The sequence below is a fragment of the Devosia sp. genome, assembly GCF_030689745.1.
Classification (GTDB): Bacteria; Pseudomonadota; Alphaproteobacteria; order Rhizobiales; family Devosiaceae; genus Devosia; species Devosia alba.
Genome location: NZ_JAUYGL010000234.1, coordinates 13,767 through 31,264 on the forward strand (window position 1 = coordinate 13,767; position 17,498 = coordinate 31,264).

21 protein-coding genes are annotated in these 17,498 nt (G+C 61.4%); 9 read left to right on the plus strand and 12 right to left on the minus strand.

What is annotated here, in order from left to right:
* Nucleotides 1-28 precede the first annotated feature (28 nt).
* Nucleotides 29-1,624 carry an ABC transporter substrate-binding protein gene (locus tag Q8O80_RS20795; protein ID WP_305582928.1) on the minus strand — a complete coding sequence of 532 codons (1,596 nt, stop codon included), beginning with the start codon at nt 1,622-1,624 and terminating at the stop codon, nt 29-31.
* Nucleotides 1,625-1,847: 223 nt separating this feature from the next.
* Here Q8O80_RS20795 and Q8O80_RS20800 point away from each other — a divergent pair, with 223 nt between their 5' ends.
* Together Q8O80_RS20800 and Q8O80_RS20805 are read left to right on the plus strand one after the other, a co-directional pair.
* On the plus strand, nt 1,848-2,240 hold the full coding sequence (locus tag Q8O80_RS20800) for a VOC family protein (protein WP_305582930.1): 393 nt from the start codon (nt 1,848-1,850) through the stop codon (nt 2,238-2,240).
* 84 nt (nt 2,241-2,324) lie between these two features.
* Nucleotides 2,325-3,263 carry an aldo/keto reductase gene (locus Q8O80_RS20805; protein ID WP_305582932.1) on the plus strand — a complete coding sequence of 313 codons (939 nt, stop codon included), beginning with the start codon at nt 2,325-2,327 and terminating at the stop codon, nt 3,261-3,263.
* Nucleotides 3,264-3,310: 47 nt separating this feature from the next.
* Here Q8O80_RS20805 and Q8O80_RS20810 read toward each other — a convergent pair whose 3' ends face one another.
* From Q8O80_RS20810 to Q8O80_RS20820, 3 genes are all read right to left on the minus strand, one after another.
* The gene (locus tag Q8O80_RS20810) at nt 3,311-4,249 is read right to left on the minus strand and encodes a Gfo/Idh/MocA family protein (protein WP_305582934.1); all 939 of its coding nucleotides are present in this window, start codon (nt 4,247-4,249) and stop codon (nt 3,311-3,313) included.
* A 72-nt stretch (nt 4,250-4,321) separates the two neighbouring features.
* The gene (locus tag Q8O80_RS20815; protein ID WP_305582936.1) at nt 4,322-4,669 is read right to left on the minus strand and encodes a VOC family protein; all 348 of its coding nucleotides are present in this window, start codon (nt 4,667-4,669) and stop codon (nt 4,322-4,324) included.
* 48 nt (nt 4,670-4,717) lie between these two features.
* Complete coding sequence (locus Q8O80_RS20820; protein WP_305582938.1) at nt 4,718-5,971, minus strand: glycerate kinase; 1,254 nt, start codon at nt 5,969-5,971, stop codon at nt 4,718-4,720.
* A 111-nt stretch (nt 5,972-6,082) separates the two neighbouring features.
* On the opposite strand from Q8O80_RS20820, the gene Q8O80_RS20825 reads away from it, so the two are divergent.
* The 5 genes from Q8O80_RS20825 to Q8O80_RS20845 all read left to right on the plus strand — a co-directional run bounded on the left by Q8O80_RS20825 (nt 6,083) and on the right by Q8O80_RS20845 (nt 8,874).
* Nucleotides 6,083-6,775, plus strand: coding sequence for a DUF1045 domain-containing protein (locus tag Q8O80_RS20825; protein ID WP_305582940.1), 693 nt, complete (start codon nt 6,083-6,085; stop codon nt 6,773-6,775).
* Nucleotides 6,772-7,902 (plus strand): alpha-D-ribose 1-methylphosphonate 5-triphosphate diphosphatase, encoded by a 1,131-nt coding sequence (locus tag Q8O80_RS20830; protein ID WP_305582942.1) that lies wholly within the window; start codon nt 6,772-6,774, stop codon nt 7,900-7,902. The genes Q8O80_RS20825 and Q8O80_RS20830 overlap by 4 nt, the downstream gene beginning before the upstream one ends.
* A gap of 3 nt (nt 7,903-7,905) precedes the next feature.
* Nucleotides 7,906-8,475, plus strand: coding sequence for a phosphonate metabolism protein/1,5-bisphosphokinase (PRPP-forming) PhnN (gene phnN / locus Q8O80_RS20835; protein ID WP_305582944.1), 570 nt, complete (start codon nt 7,906-7,908; stop codon nt 8,473-8,475).
* 65 nt (nt 8,476-8,540) lie between these two features.
* Complete coding sequence (locus Q8O80_RS20840; RefSeq protein WP_305582946.1) at nt 8,541-8,690, plus strand: hypothetical protein; 150 nt, start codon at nt 8,541-8,543, stop codon at nt 8,688-8,690.
* Entirely contained in the window at nt 8,677-8,874 is a 198-nt protein-coding gene (locus tag Q8O80_RS20845) for a hypothetical protein (protein WP_305582948.1), read from the plus strand. The genes Q8O80_RS20840 and Q8O80_RS20845 overlap by 14 nt, the downstream gene beginning before the upstream one ends.
* A gap of 78 nt (nt 8,875-8,952) precedes the next feature.
* Here Q8O80_RS20845 and Q8O80_RS20850 read toward each other — a convergent pair whose 3' ends face one another.
* Both Q8O80_RS20850 and Q8O80_RS20855 read right to left on the minus strand, forming a co-directional pair.
* Nucleotides 8,953-9,174, minus strand: coding sequence for a hypothetical protein (locus Q8O80_RS20850; protein WP_305582950.1), 222 nt, complete (start codon nt 9,172-9,174; stop codon nt 8,953-8,955).
* A gap of 112 nt (nt 9,175-9,286) precedes the next feature.
* Entirely contained in the window at nt 9,287-9,562 is a 276-nt protein-coding gene (locus tag Q8O80_RS20855; RefSeq protein WP_305582952.1) for a hypothetical protein, read from the minus strand.
* 134 nt (nt 9,563-9,696) lie between these two features.
* Between Q8O80_RS20855 and Q8O80_RS20860 the strand changes: the two genes are divergently transcribed.
* The gene (locus Q8O80_RS20860) at nt 9,697-10,740 is read left to right on the plus strand and encodes a LacI family transcriptional regulator (RefSeq protein WP_305582954.1); all 1,044 of its coding nucleotides are present in this window, start codon (nt 9,697-9,699) and stop codon (nt 10,738-10,740) included.
* Nucleotides 10,741-10,743: 3 nt separating this feature from the next.
* On the opposite strand, the gene Q8O80_RS20865 is transcribed toward Q8O80_RS20860, so the two are convergent.
* Together Q8O80_RS20865 and rirA are read right to left on the minus strand one after the other, a co-directional pair.
* The gene (locus Q8O80_RS20865; protein WP_305582956.1) at nt 10,744-12,558 is read right to left on the minus strand and encodes an ABC-F family ATP-binding cassette domain-containing protein; all 1,815 of its coding nucleotides are present in this window, start codon (nt 12,556-12,558) and stop codon (nt 10,744-10,746) included.
* Between the two features lie 245 nt (nt 12,559-12,803).
* Nucleotides 12,804-13,265: an iron-responsive transcriptional regulator RirA gene (gene rirA, locus Q8O80_RS20870; RefSeq protein ID WP_305582958.1), complete on the minus strand. Its 462-nt coding sequence runs from the start codon at nt 13,263-13,265 to the stop codon at nt 12,804-12,806.
* A gap of 216 nt (nt 13,266-13,481) precedes the next feature.
* Here rirA and Q8O80_RS20875 point away from each other — a divergent pair, with 216 nt between their 5' ends.
* A complete protein-coding gene (locus Q8O80_RS20875) occupies nt 13,482-13,778 on the plus strand; it encodes an HU family DNA-binding protein (protein ID WP_305582960.1) in 297 nt (98 codons plus the stop codon).
* Between the two features lie 97 nt (nt 13,779-13,875).
* On the opposite strand, the gene Q8O80_RS20880 is transcribed toward Q8O80_RS20875, so the two are convergent.
* From Q8O80_RS20880 to Q8O80_RS20895, 4 genes are read right to left on the minus strand one after another with little or no spacing between them, the layout of a single operon-like run.
* Nucleotides 13,876-14,721, minus strand: a complete 846-nt coding sequence (locus Q8O80_RS20880; protein ID WP_305582962.1) for a metal ABC transporter permease — start codon at nt 14,719-14,721, stop codon at nt 13,876-13,878.
* Nucleotides 14,718-15,584: a metal ABC transporter permease gene (locus tag Q8O80_RS20885; RefSeq protein ID WP_305582964.1), complete on the minus strand. Its 867-nt coding sequence runs from the start codon at nt 15,582-15,584 to the stop codon at nt 14,718-14,720. Before Q8O80_RS20885 ends, Q8O80_RS20880 begins: the two co-directional genes overlap by 4 nt.
* Nucleotides 15,577-16,461 (minus strand): manganese/iron ABC transporter ATP-binding protein, encoded by an 885-nt coding sequence (locus tag Q8O80_RS20890; RefSeq protein WP_305582966.1) that lies wholly within the window; start codon nt 16,459-16,461, stop codon nt 15,577-15,579. The genes Q8O80_RS20885 and Q8O80_RS20890 overlap by 8 nt, the downstream gene beginning before the upstream one ends.
* Nucleotides 16,458-17,360 (minus strand): metal ABC transporter substrate-binding protein, encoded by a 903-nt coding sequence (locus tag Q8O80_RS20895; RefSeq protein ID WP_305582968.1) that lies wholly within the window; start codon nt 17,358-17,360, stop codon nt 16,458-16,460. The genes Q8O80_RS20890 and Q8O80_RS20895 overlap by 4 nt, the downstream gene beginning before the upstream one ends.
* Between the last annotated feature and the right edge of the window lie 138 nt (nt 17,361-17,498).

The following is a 17,498-nucleotide window of genomic DNA, read 5'->3' on the forward strand; positions in this document are numbered from 1 at the left end:
CGCCGCCCCCTTATCGTGAAAGGACCGATTATTCGGCGAGATCGACGCCGTCAAAGGCGTGCGTGCCCTTGGGGTCCATGACGTAGCCGGTAACCTTGGTGCTCATTGGCATGAAGACGACCGAGTGCGCAATGGTCAGCCATGGCGCTTCGCGCTTGAACACAACCTGGGCTTCTTCATAGAGAGCGGTACGCTCGGCCTTGTCAGAAGTAATCTTGGCCTTCTGGATCAGAGCGTCGAACTCTTCATTGCACCACTGGGCGCGGTTCGCCGAACCAACGGCATCGCAACCAAGCAGAACGGCGAGGAAGTTGTCCGGATCACCATTGTCACCGGTCCAGCCGAGCAGCACGGCACCATCACGGTCGGGCAGCGACGACTGGGAGAGGTACTCACCCCATTCCATCGAGACGACCTCGGCAGTAACGCCGATCGCCGCGTAGTCAGCCTGGATCAACTCGGCCATACGGCGAGCATCCGGGTTGTATGGACGCGACACGGGCATGGCCCAGACCTTCATCGAGAGGTTCTCGACGCCGGCTTCGGCCAGCATGGCCTTGGCGGCTTCCGGGTTGTACTCGTCGTCGACGATCGAGGTGTTGTACGACCAGATGGTCGGCGGGATCGGGTTGATGGCGGCGGTCGCGTTGCCTTCAAACACGGCATCGACGATGGCCTGCTTGTCGACAGCCATGTTGAGCGCCTTGCGGACGTTCACATTGTCGAACGGTGCCATGGTGGTGTTGTAAGCGAGGTAGCCCACATTGAGGCCCTCCTGCTCCATCAATTGCAGGCTGGAGTCGGCACGGATGGAGTCGAGATCAGCCGGGTTTGGGTACGGCATCACATGGCATTCGCCGGCCTGCAGCTTCTGCATGCGGACGGCCGGATCAGTGGTGATGGCGAAAACCAGGTCGTCGAGCGGCTGTACGCCACCCCAGTAGTCATCGAAGGACGAGTAGCGGATCGCAGCGTCCTGCTGGTAGTTGACGAACTCGAACGGGCCAGTGCCGATCGGGGCCTGGTTCAGCAGATCCATGGTGCCGGCAGCTTCGAGCTGGGCAGCATATTCGGCCGACATGATCGACGCGAAGTCCATCGCCATGTTGGCGATAAAGGGCGCTTCGGGACGGGTCAGGGTGAACTTGACGGTATAGTCGTCAACCTTCTCGATGCTGGAGAGCAGTTCGCCCATCGACATCGAGTTGAAATATTCCCAGGAAATGCCTGCTGTGTAGGCATTCCACGGGTGATCGGACTTCCACTGGCGCTCGAAGCTGAACAGCACGTCGTCAGCGTTGAAGTCGCGGGTCGGGGTGAAGGTGTCGCTGCTGTGAAATTTCACGCCCTGACGCAGGTGGAAAGTATATTCCAGGCCGTCTTCGGACACGTCATAGCTCTCGGCCAGGCCCGGCTCGGTGTCGGAGGAACCCTTGGTGAACTGCACCAGGCGGTTGTAGATCGGGCGGCTCGAGGCGTCGAATGTGGTACCGGCCGTGTAGGGTGCCGGATCGAAACCCTCCGGCGAACCTTCCGAGCAATAGACCAGAGTTTTGGCTTGGGCCGCGCCGGCAGCGAGTGCCAGAACGGCCGTCGCGGCGAGCAGCGTTTTCATCAATTTCATGATTGTTGTCTCCCGAAAAGTTTTGTGCACCCGGCTTGCCAACCAGGGCTTGAGGTCAGCAAAGCCTAGAATCCGGGGGAGTGCAATGGGGGAGTTTGACCAATTGGTCAATCTGATGACGGAGCGAAGACGAATCCACAGGATTGGACGGTTATTTATAGAACCGTTCGGCACGTCACCCACCGTGCTTGACCCGGCGACAGCGCTGGTGGTCCATACAGAGATGACCCAAACCATTGCAACCGTGACGCTCGTCGTTGCCGAATATGATGCAGCGATCAATTTTTATCGCGACCAACTCGGCTTTGCCCTGCTTGCCGATATTGAAATGGGTGGCGGCAAACGCTGGGTGGTGGTTGGGCCCAAGAACGGCGGCGGCGCCAGATTGCTGCTGGCCCGGGCCGATAGCACCCGACAGCACGACGCCGTCGGCAATCAGACCGGTGGCCGCGTCATGGGATTTCTGGAGACCGATGACTTTGCCGGCGACCATGCAGGCATGCTGGCACGCGGGGTGAAATTTCTCGAAGCACCACGGCACGAGGCCTATGGTTGGGTCGCGGTGTTTGAGGACCTCTATGGTAATAAATGGGACCTCATCGAGCCGAAGGGCTGATATTTGACCTGACCCTGTTGGCCAGCGGACGAACGAAACTCGACCCCCGACGTTGAGACTGAGAACAGAAAAAGGAGTCGCCTCATGGATCGCCGCCCCCTTGGACGCAGTGAACTCGTTATCGAACCCCTGGTACTGGGGGGTAATGTTTTTGGCTGGACGGTGGACGAGGCGCAGGGTTTCAAGATCCTGGATGCCTATGTCGAAGCCGGGTTTACCGCCATTGACACGGCCGAAGGCTATCCCAACTGGGTACCAGGCAATCCACCCGGCATGAGCGAGACCATTGTCGGCAAGTGGATGCGGGCCCGCGGCAATCGCGAAGCGGTGCATATTTTTACCAAGGTCAATTCAGCCAACAAGCCCGGCGGGCTGAGTGCCAAGGCCATCCATGATAGTGTGGAAGCATCGCTGACGCGGCTGCAGACCGACTATATCGATCTGTATTTCAGCCATTGGCCCGATCCCCAAACCAGCCATGAGGAAACCCTGTCGGCCTATGCTCCCCTGGTGAGCTCGGGCCGGGTCCGGGTGATCGGCGCCTCGAACTACACCAGCGACATGGTGCGGGCCGCGCACGAGACCGCGGTGATCAAATCCCTGCCGCGCTACGAAGTGCTGCAGCCGCTATACAATCTGTATGACCGGGAAGCGTTCGAGGCGTTGCGCGATGTGGTGCTGGAGGAAGATCTGGGGACCATTGTCTATTACAGTCTCGCTGCAGGTTTCCTGACCGGAAAATATCGCAGCAAGGCCGATTTCACCAAGTCGCAGCGCGGCGGCGGCATGGAAAAATACCTCGATGGCAAGGGCGAGGCGATCCTGGCTGCACTTGACCGCGTGGCAGCAGCCAATGACGCGACACCCGCTGAAGTGTCACTGGCCTGGTTGGTAGCGCAAAAGGGCGTCACCGCCCCCATCGCCTCTGCGACCTCGGTTGAACAGGTACAGAGCCTGGCCAAGGGCGTCCGGCTCAAGCTCAGCGACGCCGACCTGCAGGCCTTGACGGATGCCGGGCACTAAAAACGGCCCCACCGGCCCTCCCCGTGCGGGAGGGTCTCGACTTCAGCCTACCATTGGAAATCGGGGCCGTTGACGCGCGCGCCGATCAGAAACACGTCTGACATCAGGCGGAATGGCGTGGTGTCGACATCGCTTTCATGGCGGTCCAGCAGATCGGCAAAGTGATCGTACATAGCAGCGTATTCGCCATCGCCATGCTGCAGCACCACTGCATCATTGATCTTGAGCGTGCGCCCGCCCCCCTCAAGCTTGACCACGTCACCCGTGCCGGTTTCGAAGCGAATGGTCCAGATCTCGCCGCTTTCCTCGAGCCAGTTGAACCCCGCTGACAGCTTTGGCTTATGAGCCTGAGCGGACTTGAAGGTGATGGCCACATCTATGGGTGTCTGCCGGTTGGCGGGGAAAGTCAGCGTGCTGGCTTCCACAAACACCGGATAGGGCATCACCTTGGTGAAGATCGAAAAGGCGTTGATGCCGGGATCGCAGACGCCGAACCCGCCGGGCTCCCAGACCCAGTCCTGGCCGGGGTGCCATTTGCGCACGCTTTCGCGCCAGTCGATCCGCGCCGCGGTGACGCCCTGCTCGGCCAGCAATGCCTTGGCCCGATCAACCGCGGCATTATACTGGCTGTGCCATGTCTGATACAGCACGCGATCGAGCCGCCTGGCATGGGCGATCAGATCATCGAGTTCAGCAATGGTGGTGGTGGGCGGCTTTTCCATCATCACGTCCTTGCCCGCGTCGAGCGCCTCGCGAACATATTGATGGCGAATGCCGGGCGGGGTGCAGATCGAGACCACAGTGATTTCGGGCATCGCCGCGTAGAGTTCGGCCGGAGTCTTGAAAACCGGCAGGCCCTTATGGGCGAGGCCCCGGGTCGACACCGTCGCGGCCAGCTCGAAATCCGCGGAACCATCGATGACGGGCAGGTGCTGATCCTGCGCGATCTTGCCCACCCCGATAACGGCGATCTTGCGTTTGGCCATGGTCTGGCTCCTCCCGAAAAGTCGCGGCTATAGAACAGAGCCACCCCCGCTCTGCCAAGGGGATTTGTATGATTATTTTGGTGGTTGCCAGAGCTCGATGGGATTGCCCTCGGGGTCATGGATGCGGGCAAATCGTCCGGTTTCGGCTGTATCCCATTCTGCGGGCCGGGTTTCGCTGGTGATCCCGGCCTCCAGCAAGCTCTGGAGCAGCGAATCGAGATCGTCGACGCGCAGATTGATCATCCACTGCCGCTCAGCCGGGAAATAATCGCTGTCGGCCTTGAAGGGCGCAAAGACCGTGGGGCCGGCCTCCTGGGTCCAAAAGCTCGGCAAGCCCAGATGCTCCTCGTACCATTTTGCCAGCGCCTCGGTGTCCCGGGCCCGGAAAAACACGCCGCCTATGCCTGTTGCTCTGCCCATCCCGACCTCCTGTTCTCCTGGAAGTCTAGAGTGGCACCGGCGGGCTGGCTAGCGGATCAGGATGGCCCGGAAGTCGTTGACATTGGTGCCGGTTGGCCCGGTGACCAGCAGGTCGCCAATCGCCTTGAAGGCCGAATAGGCATCATTATTGGCCAGCGCCGCCAGGGGATCAATGCCGGCATGGCGCAAACGCGTGGCCGTGCTGCCATCGACAAGTGCACCGGCATTGTCTTCCGAGCCATCAATCCCGTCGGTATCGGCGGCCAGTGCGGTGATATTGTCGGCCCCATCAATGGCAATGGCCAGCGCGAGCAGGAATTCACCATTGCGGCCGCCGCGCCCGTTGCCGCGCAGCGTCACCGTGGTCTCGCCCCCCGAGAGCAGCACGACGGGCTTGGCAAAGGGCCGGTTGCGGCTGGCGATTTCCTTGGCAAGGGCGGCGTGCACCTGGGCAACGTCGCGCGCCTCGCCCTCAATGGAATCGGAGAGAATGGCCGCTTCTACCCCCTGCTCTCGCGCCAGATCAGCAGCCGCCTCCAGCGATAGCGCGGCCGAGGCAATGGTGCGTACAGTGTTGTGGGCCAATGCGGGGTGGCTGGCCAAGGGGGCCAGATTATCCTCTCTGGCCAGTGCATCTGCGGCGCGCGACGGCAGCGCGATGCGATAGAGCGAGACATATTTGCGCGCCAGCGCGCGCGTGCCGGTCAGCGGGATGGTCGGCCCCGACGCCACCAAAGCCGGATCATCTCCTGGCACATCAGAGACCACCAGGGTGGCGACGCGCGCTGGCGCACAGCGGACCGCCAGACGGCCGCCCTTGATGGCCGAAAACTGATTGCGCACCAGGTTCATGACCGAAATGGGCGCGCCCGATGCCAGCAGGGACCGGTTGATGGCCTGTTCGTCATCCAGCGTCAGGCCAGGCCCCGGGGCCGGCAGCAATGAGGACCCTCCCCCCGAAATCAATGCCACGACCAGATCATCGGGCCCCAGGCCGGAGACCGTTTCCATGATGCGCCGGGCAGCGAGAAATCCGGCCTCATCGGGCACGGGGTGGGCGGCCTCGACGATTTCGACATGTTCGCAGGCCTCTGCATAGCCGTAGCGCGTCACCACCAATCCACTGAGCGGGCCATCCCAGGCCTGTTCGAAGGCACGGGCCATCTGAGCCGAAGCCTTGCCGGCACCGATGACCACGGTTCGTCCCTTGGGACGGTCGGGCAGGTTCTGGGCAACAGCCAGGGCCGGCTGCGCCTGGGCAACGGCAGTTCGGAACATCTGCTCAAGCAGGGTGGTTCGCATGGTTTCTCTCGGCTTGCGATTCGCGACGGGCGCGGGTAGCCAGCTATAAGAGCATGGCCAGTGTCAAATGCCCGACACATACTATGGCTAGCGACCGGTCAAGGAGTTCCGATGCCAGAACGATTCGCCATATACTATGCCCCATCCGCCACCAGCCATTTATGGGAGCGGGCGGCAGCATGGCTTGGCCGCGATTCCAGCGACGGCAAATTGCTCAACGGCCCCCTTGCCGGCATTGATCGGGATCGACTGCTGAACCTGACCCAATCGGCCAACCGCTATGGCTTTCACGCCACCCTGAAGGCGCCGATGGCATTGGTCGATGGCGCCGGTGAAGCCGATTTGCGTGCGGCAATCACGGCCTTTGCCAGCGAGCATGCACCGCTTGATCTGGGTAAGCCGCGACTGGCGTCACTGGACGGTTTTCTGGCGCTGCTGGTCGATGACAATGAAGCGCTGCAGGATTTCGCAGCGCATGTGGTGGAGCGGTTCGACATCTTCCGCGCGCCCATGACCGCCAAGGACCGGGCTGCGCGCGCGGGCCGCCACTTGAGCGCGCGCCAGACTGAACTGCTCGATGCCTATGGCTATCCCTATGTGTTCGACGAGTTTCGTTTCCACATGACACTGACTGACCGCCTGGCTGACGCCGATCGGGTCGAAATCATGCGGGCGGCCAAGACCTGGTTCAATCCGGTGCTGGAGGAGCCGCTGCTGCTGGACCGGCTGGCACTCTACCACGAGCCCGATGCCGGCAAGCCGTTTGTCCGTCTGGCCGACTTCAAGCTGGGTCACAGCGCATGAGGGGGGGCGCGTTTCGCAATGGCCGAATCGTGCTGGCTGACAGCTTGGTCGAGGGCAGTCTGAGCTATGCCGACGGCGTCATAGCGGCCGTGTCGGAGGGCGCCGCCACAACCGGGGTGGATCTGGAGGGTGATTATCTGATCGCCGGGCTGATCGAACTGCATACCGATCATCTGGAGAATCACTACCGCCCCCGCCCCGGCGTATTCTGGGACCCGCTGGCATCACTGCACGCCCATGATGTGCAGATTGCCGGCTCGGGCATCACCACGGTATTTGATGCCGTCCGGATCGGCTCGGATAGCGACGTACCGAACATGGCGCCGCATATCGAGGCCCTGACCGGCGCCATTGCCAGTGGCCGACGGGATGGCTGGCTGCGGGCCGAGCATTTTGTGCATTTGCGGTGCGAACTGCCCAGTCACGATGTGCTGGAGCATTTCGAGGCCTATGCGGCCCATCCGGAAACCAGGCTCGCCTCGATGATGGACCACACGCCGGGTCAGCGCCAATTCCAGTCGCTGGATGCCTATAGACAATTCTACCAGATCGGTCGGACCGAGGAAGAACTTGAGCGCTATATCGAGGCGCGGCTGGCCGATCACGCCCGCTATTCGGCGGCTCATCGCAGCCATATCGTCCGGCGCGCGCAAGAACTGGGTCTGGCACTGGCCAGCCATGACGATGCGACGCTGGCCCATGTCGAACAGGGTGTTGAGGACGGCGTGGCGATCGCCGAATTCCCCACCACGCTGGAGGCCGCGGCAGCGGCCCATGATGGCGGCCAGGCCATCTTGATGGGGGCGCCAAACGTGGTGCGTGGCAGATCCCATTCTGGCAATGTCTCGGCAACCGATCTGGTGCGGGCAGGCCTGTTGGATATTCTGAGTTCAGATTATGTGCCCTTTGCCATGCTGCAGGCGGCCTTCATGTTGCCGCAGCGGGTGGAGGGCATGGCACTGCCACAGGCCCTGGCCATGGTCACCGTCAATCCGGCTAAAGCCGCAGGCCTGGCCGACCGGGGCGAGATTGCCATCGGCAAGCGTGCCGATCTGGTGCGGGTGCGGGTGATCGGCGGCTTGCCAGTGGTGCGGGGCGTTTGGCGACAAGGCGTAAGGGTAAGCTAGGTCATGGCGCGGCGACCACTCGGTTCGCTTGTTCTGGTCGTCGGCCCCTCCGGGGTCGGCAAGGACACGCTGATCAAGGGCGCCCGACACGCTCTGGCCAGTGACCAGCGCTTCGTCTTTGTGCGGCGCGTGGTGCGCATGCCGGCAGGCATCGAGTTCGAAGAACATGACGCCATCGAGCCCGGCGCGTTTGAAAGTGCCGAGGCCGTCGGCCGATTTTGCCTGTGCTGGGACGCCCATGACCGGCGCTACGGGCTGCCGATCAGTGTGGACACCGATCTGGCGCTGGGCAAGGTCGTGGTTGCCAATGTCGCGCGCCATGTGGTGGCCCAGGCGCGCACCAGATATCCCGCCTGTTCGGTTGTGCTGATCACGGCCGAGATTTCACGGCGTACCGAGCGGCTGATCCAGCGCGGTCGCGAAAATGGCGATCAAATCACGGCGCGCCTGGCCCGCGAAAGCCCCGCCGTGCCCAGTGGCATCAACCCCATCATCATCGACAATTCGGGAGGGGTGGCGATAGGTGTCACCGCCTTTGTGATGGCGCTGCGCACCATCGCTGCACAGGATTAACACCGCGGTGAACCAATTGGGCTGTCCCGCGTTGTTGTGAGTTGAACAAGCGTCAGGAGTTTTCTATGAGCCGCAATGGACTATATGCCGTGATCGCAATCTTGCTCATCGCGGTGGTCGGCTTTGCCATTTACAGCTATCAGCAGCAGCAAGCCCAGCCAGGCATTGAGGTGCGGGTAGATGAGCAGGGGATTTCCATCGATGGCAATGGATGATGGCCCGCGCCGGAGCGCCATAGCGACGGCCATTGAGGCCGAATTGAACCGGCAGGCCCACACGGATACTGCACGGATTGATGTCGACGCCCTGGCGGGTGCGGTCGATGAGGCACTTGATCCACCCCCGCCGGCGGCAGAGGGCAAGCGCCCCGACGAGCTCAACGCCACCAATGATGATTGAAATCCCGCCGCTACCATTCGGGTCTGCGACGCCGCTCCATTAGCAGAGCGCCGCAGATCGCGATTCGCACATAGCTGATCAGGCGGCGTCGGCGCCGTTCTTGCGCACAGCCTGGGAAACGGCGAAATGCGCCTTTTCGACCGTGTCGAATTGTTGCCCATCAATGGCAAAGGCCGGCAGCTTGACCGCGAGAAACCGATAGCCATCGGCATGCGGAACGACCACTCCAAGTGGCTCACCGCCGACTTCAATAACCACCGGCTTGTGGGCCTTGGCCTTATCTAAATTGCTTTCCTGCATGATCAAATCTCTGCTTGCGCGTCGGTGCAACGTGGCGGGATGGGCATGCTCTGCACCATCCGACCGGCGACACTGAGGGTTTATCAGACTTGTGAGTCGAACGAGTGACGGATCACATTCGTTTCGAGTGACAGCGTCCCAGCCAGCGTTTTACGCTTTGCAGTTTGGTGCGTACGAGAGCCGAACCGGCATGGATGGTGAAGGTAGTTGATGGTGTCATCTTCATTCCTTTCCTGCGGGTTGGCGACAGCACAACATCGGCGATTACCGATGCAACACGGAAAACATAGGCCCGTTTTCTTGGGAATACTAGCGCACCAAGCACCATTGAGCGCCTAAAATCAGGAAAATCCTGCTCGACTTTCGTCGCAGAACGATAATTGGACACAATTGATCCGGTTTTGCCAAACTTCGGTCACAGCCTGTTGCCTTGCGCAAGTGCTTGTAATCAAGCGGACAATCTGGTGTTGTCACACCCTGATTGCGTCCTGCCTGCATGGTTGGGACCGAGGGGTATCAAAAGTGTCCGAAGACGACCTGCCCGCGGGAGCGGGCAAGCGCGGTGTCAAGCCGTCCGGCAAGCCAACGCTGAAGACCATCGCGCAAATGACCGGGTTCGCGGTCACCACAATCTCGCGCGCCCTCAACAATGCGCCGGAACTGTCACAGGATACGCGCGACCGCGTGCAGAAAGTGGCGGCCGAGGTGGGATATTTGCCCGACCGCGCCGCGCTGCGCCTGAAAACCGGACGCACCAATGTCATTGCTCTGGTGCTGGAGCCCGACGAGCAGATCTATGGCTTTGGCAGTTCGATAGTGGGCGGGCTCACCGAGGCCCTGCGCGGCACCGCCTATCACCTGGTCATTACCCCCTTGTTCCGCAATGTGGCGCCCATCGAGCCAATCAAGCACATTGTCCGCAACCGCATGGCCGATGGGGTGATCTTTTCCAAATCCGAAGCCTTCGATGAGCGGACGCGGTTTCTCATCGACAATGAGTTTCCCTTCGTCAGCCACGGTCGCAGCAAATGGCCCGACGCCCATCCCTGGGTCGATTTCAACAATGAGGCCTATGCCTATGGCGCCGTACAGCGCCTGATCGCCAAGGGGTGTCGCAAGGTTTCGATTGTGCTGCCGGACAGCGCGCTGACCTATACCGAGCATCTCAAAGCGGGGATGGCGCGGGCGGCACTCGATGGCGGAATCGACCATGAGTTCGCCGCTGACGTCAATCTGGGCAGCGCAGCAGATGCCATCCGCAGCTATGTTATCAAACGGTCCAGGCGGCCGGACGGGCCCGATGGCTGGGTGTGTGCCTCGGAAGTCTCGGCACTGGCCGTCATCAGTGGCATCACCGAGGCCGGGCTCAAGGTGGGCCGGGACGTGCATGTGGTGACCAAGCAGTCATCGCAATTGTTTGCCCAGTTCCAGCCCGGTGCCGAAACGGTATTCGAGGATTTTATCGGCGCCGGCCGCCTGCTGGGCTCATTGCTGTTGCGGCGCATTGGCGGCGCGACTGATGCGTTGCAGGCGCTGGTCGAGCCGGTGTTCGACTGGAAAGACTGAAGCCTAGCCTTCCAGTTCCTCGCGCAGCAGTTCAAGCTCCATCCAGCGCTCTTCTGCCTTGGCGCGCTTGGCCTCGGCAGCGATCAGATCCTGGGAATGGCGGGCAAAAGCATCGGGATCCCTGGTGTAGAGATCGGGCGCAACCAGCGCCGCATTGATCGCGGCAATACGGACCTCAAGCTCCTCGATCTGCTGGGGCAGTGTTTCGAGCGCGTGCTTTTCCTTGAACGACATTTTGCGCTTGGCCGCTGGCGCGGTCACGGCAATGGGCGCCATGGCGGTCTTGCCCGGGCGGTGCGGCTTGGCCGCGCTGCGCGCCTGAACGCCTTCGCCACGCTGGATCACCATGTCGGAATAGCCACCGGCATACTCGGTCCAATCACCATTGCCTTCGGCAATGATCACCGAGGTCGCGACACGGTCGAGAAAGTCGCGATCGTGGCTGACAACGATAACGGTACCGGCATATTCGGCGACCATTTCCTCAAGCAGATCGAGCGTTTCCAGGTCAAGATCGTTGGTCGGCTCATCAAGCACCAGGAAATTGGACGGCAGCGACAGCGCCCGGGCCAGCGCGACACGGGCGCGCTCGCCACCCGACAACTTGCCGATCGGCGTATTGGCCTGTTCGGGGTTGAACAGGAAGTCCTTCATATAGCCCACGACATGCTTGGGCTGACCATTGATCTGCAGCGTGTCGGAGCCTCCACCGGTCAGCGCGTCTCGCAGCCTGGTATCAGGGTCGAGCTTGGCACGGCCCTGATCGAGCATGGCCAGTTCGAGCGCCGAGCCCAGCTTGATGGTACCCGTATCGGGCTTGAGCATGCCGGTCAGCATCTTGATCAGTGTGGTCTTGCCAGCCCCATTGGGGCCGACAATGCCGATCCGGTCGCCGCGCAGCACGCGGGTGGAAAAATCGGCGACTATGGTGCGCTCACCATAGGTCTTGGAAATATTTTCCGCTTCGACAACCAGGGCGCCGGAGGTACGGCCTTCGGAAACCTGCATATTGACCGAGCCGGTGACCTTGCGCTGTTCACGCCGATCCTGGCGCAACCCCGCCAGACGCTCCATCCGGCCGACATTGCGCTTGCGGCGCGCGGTCACGCCATAGCGTACCCAGTGTTCTTCGCGCACAATCTGGCGGTCGAGCTTGTGCCGATCGCGCTCTTCTTCTTCGAGCACCTGATCCCGCCAGGCCTCAAAATGGCCAAAGCCCTTGTCCAGGCGCCGCGTGACGCCGCGATCAAGCCAGACGGTGGAGCGCGTCAGATCGCTGAGAAACCGCCGGTCATGGCTGATCAGCACCATGGCCGAGCGCATGGAATCGAGTTCGGACTGGAGCCATTCAATGACCGGCAGGTCGAGGTGGTTGGTCGGCTCGTCGAGCAGCAGGATGTCGGGCTTGGGTGCCAGCACACGCGCCAGAGCGGCGCGGCGCGCTTCACCACCCGACAGCGTCTTGGGATCCTCGGCGCCGGTCAGCCCGAGCGAGCTCAGCAGGTATTGCGCGCGATACTCGTCATCCCCTGGCCCCAGGCCGGCTTCGACATAGTCCAGCGTCGTGGCATAGGCGGACAGGTCGGGCTCCTGCGGCAGGTAGCGCAGGGTGGCGCCGGGCTCAACAAACCGCAGCCCGCTGTCGAAGGCGACCTCGCCCGAGGCGATCTTGAGGAGCGTTGACTTGCCCGAACCATTGCGGCCCACCAGCGCGATGCGCTGGCCGGGCGAGACAATAAGATCGGCCCCCTCAAGCAGCCTTGTGCCGCCGAAGGTGAGTTGAATATTCTGAAGCGAGAGAAGGGGTGCTGGAGCCATGGGGCGGATAGAGCATAGGCCGAGGATAAAGGGAAGGCTGACGGTGGCCGCGCTTGGGCCGCCAGCAAAATAGGCTGGTCAGGGTGTTGAGGACCCTGACCAGCCCGGGGAGACGGTAGCAGCAAGCCCCGTCATGGCAGCGCCGCTAGGATCGGCAGATCCTGCTGGATCAACCCATGCTGCGCGATGACCGGAGACAACCACATTATAACTTGACTGTCAAACTCATCTTATAGGCAAACGCATTAATGCGCCGTCTCGGTCACGAGATCGAGGGCCGTTAGCCCGAGGCGATCACGAATCGAGCGCTTCTTGCTGGCGAGATCGGCGATGGTGTAGCTTGCCAGAACTTCAAAGAAGGCACCCAGCGCTTCGCGCAAGGCCCCGTTAAGATCGCATTCGCCGATCAAAGGGCAATCGGCACCATCCTCAAAACACTCCGCCAGGGCGAAATTTTCTTCCGTCAGTCGGATGGTGTCCAGCAAGGTGATCTCATCGGCCGGCTTACCCAGCTTGATCCCGCCATTGCGGCCACGCACCGTGGCCAGAAGGCCATTTTCGACCAAGGGTTTGATCAGTTTGAACAAGAACAGTTCGGAAATATTGTAAGCACGCGCAATGTCGGCCACACGGCTCAGGCCGGGCTCATTGACGGCACAATAGACCAGGGCACGGATCGCGTAATTGGATTGGCGGGTCAGGCGCACGTTTGGACCTTTCTGGAGACACCTTGCGCGATTAATAGCGCAGTAGTCCTAGCTTCGAACTCGGACAGGCGTGATTGATGCCTGTGCCCAGCTTATAATCATTCTAAAATATGTCAACTTAACTTGATGGCGTCATTCATATTTGTGAACAGCGGCAAACTCTGGACAGCGCTTTAAATTCTTCTTATGAACTTAACCGTCGGAGGAACAGCCATTGTGACAGAAACAATAACCCGCGCGAGGCTTTCCGAGGCCGCGGCCCGGCGGACAGGATCGAGCAAAGCCGATGTTGCGGCGGTGGGCGAGGCGATGTTTGCCTTAATGCGGAAAGCCCTGATGGAGGGCGAAAACGTCAAGCTGACGGCGTTTGGTTCATTGCAGGTGCGCGAGCGCGCCGAACGGCTGGGGCGCAATCCCCGCACCGGGACGGCGCACCGCATTTCGCCCCGCCGCACGGTGATCTTCACCCCGAGCGCCCAGCTGCGCGCGGCGCTCGACAAGAAAATACCGTAAAGCCATCGCGGTCGCTGCCTTCTCGTCTCCCATTTGTGGCGCACCAACGCGTCCCTGATGGGTCGGACCATGCACGACACAGCGCATCATTTGCCCCTCAAACAGGCAGAGCAAGTCGCGCGGGCCGCCGCGTCGTGGTGACGATGAAGGTCACGATGAAGGTGGCGCTCATCAGCAGCACGATGGTCGGCGCCGGCGCCGAGTCGATGAAGAAGCTGAGATAGATGCCAGCCAGGGAACTCAATACCGAGATGGTAACCGCAATCAGCATCATCGGCGCGAACCGTTTGGAGATGAGAAAGGCGATGGCGCCGGGGGCGACCAGCAGGGCAATGACCAGCACAATACCGACGGCGGTCAGCGCCGCAACAATGGTCAGCGACAGCAACACCAATAGCCCATAATGCAGCACGCGTACCGGCAGGCCGATGGCGCCGGCCTGTTGCGGATCAAAGATGAACAGCAGCAAATCGCGCCATTTGGCCAGCACGATCAGGGTGACAACCAGGGCAATCATGCCGGTCTGGATCAGATCGCCCGTGCTGATGCCCAGAATGTCACCGAACAGGATGTGATCGAGATGCACATCGGTCTCGATCGAGGTGTAGAGCACAATGCCCAGACCAAACAGACCCGAAAACACCACACCCATGACGGTGTCTTCCTTGATGCGGCTGTTTTCCTTGAGGAAACCCACCGCCAGGGCACAGCCCATGCCGGCGGCAAAGGCGCCCACCCCCAGCGGCAGGCCGACAATATAGGCCAGTACCACGCCGGGCAGCACGGCATGGGAGATGGCATCGCCCATCAGCGACCAGCCTTTGAGCACGAGGAAACAGCTCAGCAGGGCGGTAGGCACCGCGACCATGACGGCGATCAGCATGGCGTTGGTCATGAAGGGAAACTGGAACGGCCAGAGCGCGTAGATCAGGAACTCGTTCATGGCGCGACCTCGCCGGCGATATTGGCGTCGCGGCGGCGCCGGGCAGCCAGCATGCCGTGTTTGGGGGCAAAGACGAAGGCAGTGAGGAAGACCGCCGTCTGCAGTACGACGATGACGCCGCCGGTCGCACCATCGAGAAAGAAGGAAATATAGGCGCCAAACAGCGCGGAGAGCGTGCCCACCGCGATGGCAATCAGGATCAGGCGCGGGAAGCGGTCGGTCAGCAGATAGGCGGTGGCGCCGGGCGTCACCACCATGGCGATGACGAGGAAGGCGCCGACGGTCTGCATGGCCGCGACGGTGCAGGCAGCCAGCAGGGTGAAGAACACCACCCGCAGCAGCGGCGGATTGAGCCCGATGGTGCGGGCATGGCTCTCGTCAAAGAAGGTGACCATCAGGTCTTTCCAGATGAAGAACATGACCACCAGAGTCACCACCGCGATGATCACCAATTGAATGGTGTCCTCGGGGGTAACAGCCAGGATATTGCCCATGACGATGGTCTGGATGTTCACCGAGGTGGGCGACAGCGAGATCATGAACAGACCCAGCCCGAAAAATGCGGTGAAGATCAACCCGATGACGGCATCTTCCTTGAGCTTGGTGCGCTGGGTGAGAAACAGCATGGCTGCCGCGGCAAGACCACCCGAGAAGAAGGCGCCGATGGAGAAGGGCAGGCCCAGCATATAGGCGCCGGCCACCCCTGGGACGATGGAATGGCTCAGTGCATCGCCGATCAGCGACCAGCCCTTGAGCATCAGATAGGCCGATAGGAAGGCGCAGACGCCGCCAACCAGCGCCGAAACCCACATGGCGTTGATCATGTAGTGGTAGTGGAACGGCAGTAGCAGCGTCTCAATCATTGCTGTCGACCGGGTCAGACTGGCGCGTGGTCATCTTGCCCTTTTCGCCATACATGACGAGCGGCCGCTCGTCGTCGGTGATGACGGTAAGGTGGCGCGGATCGTCGTCATCATGCAGGCCGGCGCCGGCCAGCACGAAGTGGCGCAGCGCGCCACCAAAGGTGACTTCAAGCCATTCGCGGGTGAAGATTTCACTGGTCGGGCCGAAGGCCAGCACAGTGCCTTTGACCAACACGGTGCGGTCGCAGAATTCAGGGACCGAGCCAAGATTGTGGGTGGAGACCAGCATCACCTTGCCCTCGTCGCGCAAGTCGCGCAGCAGAGCAACAATGGCATCCTCGGTCTGCACGTCAACGCCGGTGAACGGCTCGTCAAGCAGGATGACTTCGCTCTGCTGGGCCAGCGCCCGCGCGAGGAAGACGCGCTTCTTCTGGCCGCCGGACAGCTCACCGATCTGGCGATGGCGGAATTCGAGCAGGTTCACGCGCTGCAGCGCCTGGGTGACCATGGCGTGATCATCAGGTCTGGGCCGGCGCAGCATGCCCATATGGCCATAGCGGCCCATCATCACCACGTCTTCCACCAATACCGGGAAATTCCAGTCGACGTCTTCGGACTGTGGCACATAGGCGACGAGGTTTTGCTTGAGCGCCTGCCTGCCGGGCAGTCCCAGGATATCAACCGTACCGCCAGCCAGCGGCACAAAGCCCATAATAGCCTTGAACAGGGTGGACTTGCCCGAGCCGTTGACCCCCACCAGAGCGGTGATCGAGCCACGCGGAATGGTGAAGCTGGCCTGCCTGATGGCGGTGGTGCCATTGCGATAGGCGACCGTGATGTCACGGACAGCCAGACCGAGAGCAGTGGTAGCGCTCATGGTGTGAGGCCCTCGACAATGGTGCTGGTGGTGACCGAGAGCAGATCGAGATAGGTCGGCACCGGGCCGCCCGGTTCAGACAGCGAATCCACGTAAAGCACACCACCATAGGCAATGCCGGTTTCGCGGGCGACCTGCTGGGCCGGCTTGGGCGAGATCGTGGATTCCGAGAAGATTGCCGGCACAGCATTGGCCCGAACCTGATCGATCACGTGGCGCACCTGCTGCGGCGTGCCCTGCTGGTCGGCGTTGATCGGCCACAAATAGAGTTCCTTGAGCCCGAAATCGCGCGTCAGATAGGAGAAGGCACCCTCGGAGGTGGCGAGCCAGCGGCGTTGCTCGGGAATGGCGGCGATGGCGGCACGGATCGGGGCGACGGTGGCGGTGATCTCGGCGGCATAGGCCGCAGCATTGGCATTGTAGGTCTTCGCGTTGGCCGGGTCTGCGCTTACCAGCGCGGCCCGAATGTTCTCGACATAGATGAGTGCGTCGGTGGGCGACATCCATGCATGGGGGTTGGGCTTGCCAGCGTAGGGGCCATCGCCAATGCCCATGGGCTCAATGCCACTGGTGATGACGACCGAGGGCACATCGCCCAGATTGGCCAGGAACCGCTCGAACCACTGTTCGAGATTGAGCCCGTTCCACAGGACCAGGTCCGCATCCTGGGCGCCGATCAGATCGCCGGGGGTGGGCTGGTAGTTGTGGATCTCGGCGCCGGGCTTGGTGATCGAGACCACATCCGCCGCATCGCCGGCTACGTTCTGCGCCATATCGGCAATGATGGTGAAGCTGGTGATGACCTTGAGGCGTTTGGCGTCCCCATCCTGGGCCAAGGCAGGCAACGCTGCCAGAATGACCGCGGGCAGCAACAAAATCGACAACAGAAGACGACGCATCAAACGCTCCGGGGTAATCCAGCTTTTGTGTGTAATGCAATTGCAACTCATTCGCAAGAAGCGTCTCGCGCTTTTGGGGGCGGACACCTTGTGTGTTCGGACACGCAAAGGATGCACTCAATCACCCAATGTCCGAGT

Bases quoted from the DNA above. Each gene is read 5' to 3' on its own strand.
- Q8O80_RS20895 (WP_305582968.1), bottom strand. From the start codon at position 17,360: ATGCGTCGTCTTCTGTTGTCGATTTTGTTGCTGCCCGCGGTCATTCTG.
- Q8O80_RS20795 (WP_305582928.1), bottom strand. From the start codon at position 1,624: ATGAAATTGATGAAAACGCTGCTCGCCGCGACGGCCGTTCTGGCACTC.
- Q8O80_RS20890 (WP_305582966.1), bottom strand. From the start codon at position 16,461: ATGAGCGCTACCACTGCTCTCGGTCTGGCTGTCCGTGACATCACGGTC.
- Q8O80_RS20850 (WP_305582950.1), bottom strand. From the start codon at position 9,174: ATGCAGGAAAGCAATTTAGATAAGGCCAAGGCCCACAAGCCGGTGGTT.
- phnN (WP_305582944.1), top strand. From the start codon at position 7,906: ATGGCGCGGCGACCACTCGGTTCGCTTGTTCTGGTCGTCGGCCCCTCC.
- Q8O80_RS20800 (WP_305582930.1), top strand. From the start codon at position 1,848: ATGACCCAAACCATTGCAACCGTGACGCTCGTCGTTGCCGAATATGAT.
- Q8O80_RS20805 (WP_305582932.1), top strand. From the start codon at position 2,325: ATGGATCGCCGCCCCCTTGGACGCAGTGAACTCGTTATCGAACCCCTG.
- Q8O80_RS20810 (WP_305582934.1), bottom strand. From the start codon at position 4,249: ATGGCCAAACGCAAGATCGCCGTTATCGGGGTGGGCAAGATCGCGCAG.
- Q8O80_RS20845 (WP_305582948.1), top strand. From the start codon at position 8,677: ATGGCAATGGATGATGGCCCGCGCCGGAGCGCCATAGCGACGGCCATT.
- Q8O80_RS20865 (WP_305582956.1), bottom strand. From the start codon at position 12,558: ATGGCTCCAGCACCCCTTCTCTCGCTTCAGAATATTCAACTCACCTTC.
- Q8O80_RS20820 (WP_305582938.1), bottom strand. From the start codon at position 5,971: ATGCGAACCACCCTGCTTGAGCAGATGTTCCGAACTGCCGTTGCCCAG.
- Q8O80_RS20830 (WP_305582942.1), top strand. From the start codon at position 6,772: ATGAGGGGGGGCGCGTTTCGCAATGGCCGAATCGTGCTGGCTGACAGC.
- Q8O80_RS20825 (WP_305582940.1), top strand. From the start codon at position 6,083: ATGCCAGAACGATTCGCCATATACTATGCCCCATCCGCCACCAGCCAT.
- Q8O80_RS20815 (WP_305582936.1), bottom strand. From the start codon at position 4,669: ATGGGCAGAGCAACAGGCATAGGCGGCGTGTTTTTCCGGGCCCGGGAC.
- Q8O80_RS20880 (WP_305582962.1), bottom strand. From the start codon at position 14,721: ATGAACGAGTTCCTGATCTACGCGCTCTGGCCGTTCCAGTTTCCCTTC.
- Q8O80_RS20885 (WP_305582964.1), bottom strand. From the start codon at position 15,584: ATGATTGAGACGCTGCTACTGCCGTTCCACTACCACTACATGATCAAC.
- Q8O80_RS20840 (WP_305582946.1), top strand. From the start codon at position 8,541: ATGAGCCGCAATGGACTATATGCCGTGATCGCAATCTTGCTCATCGCG.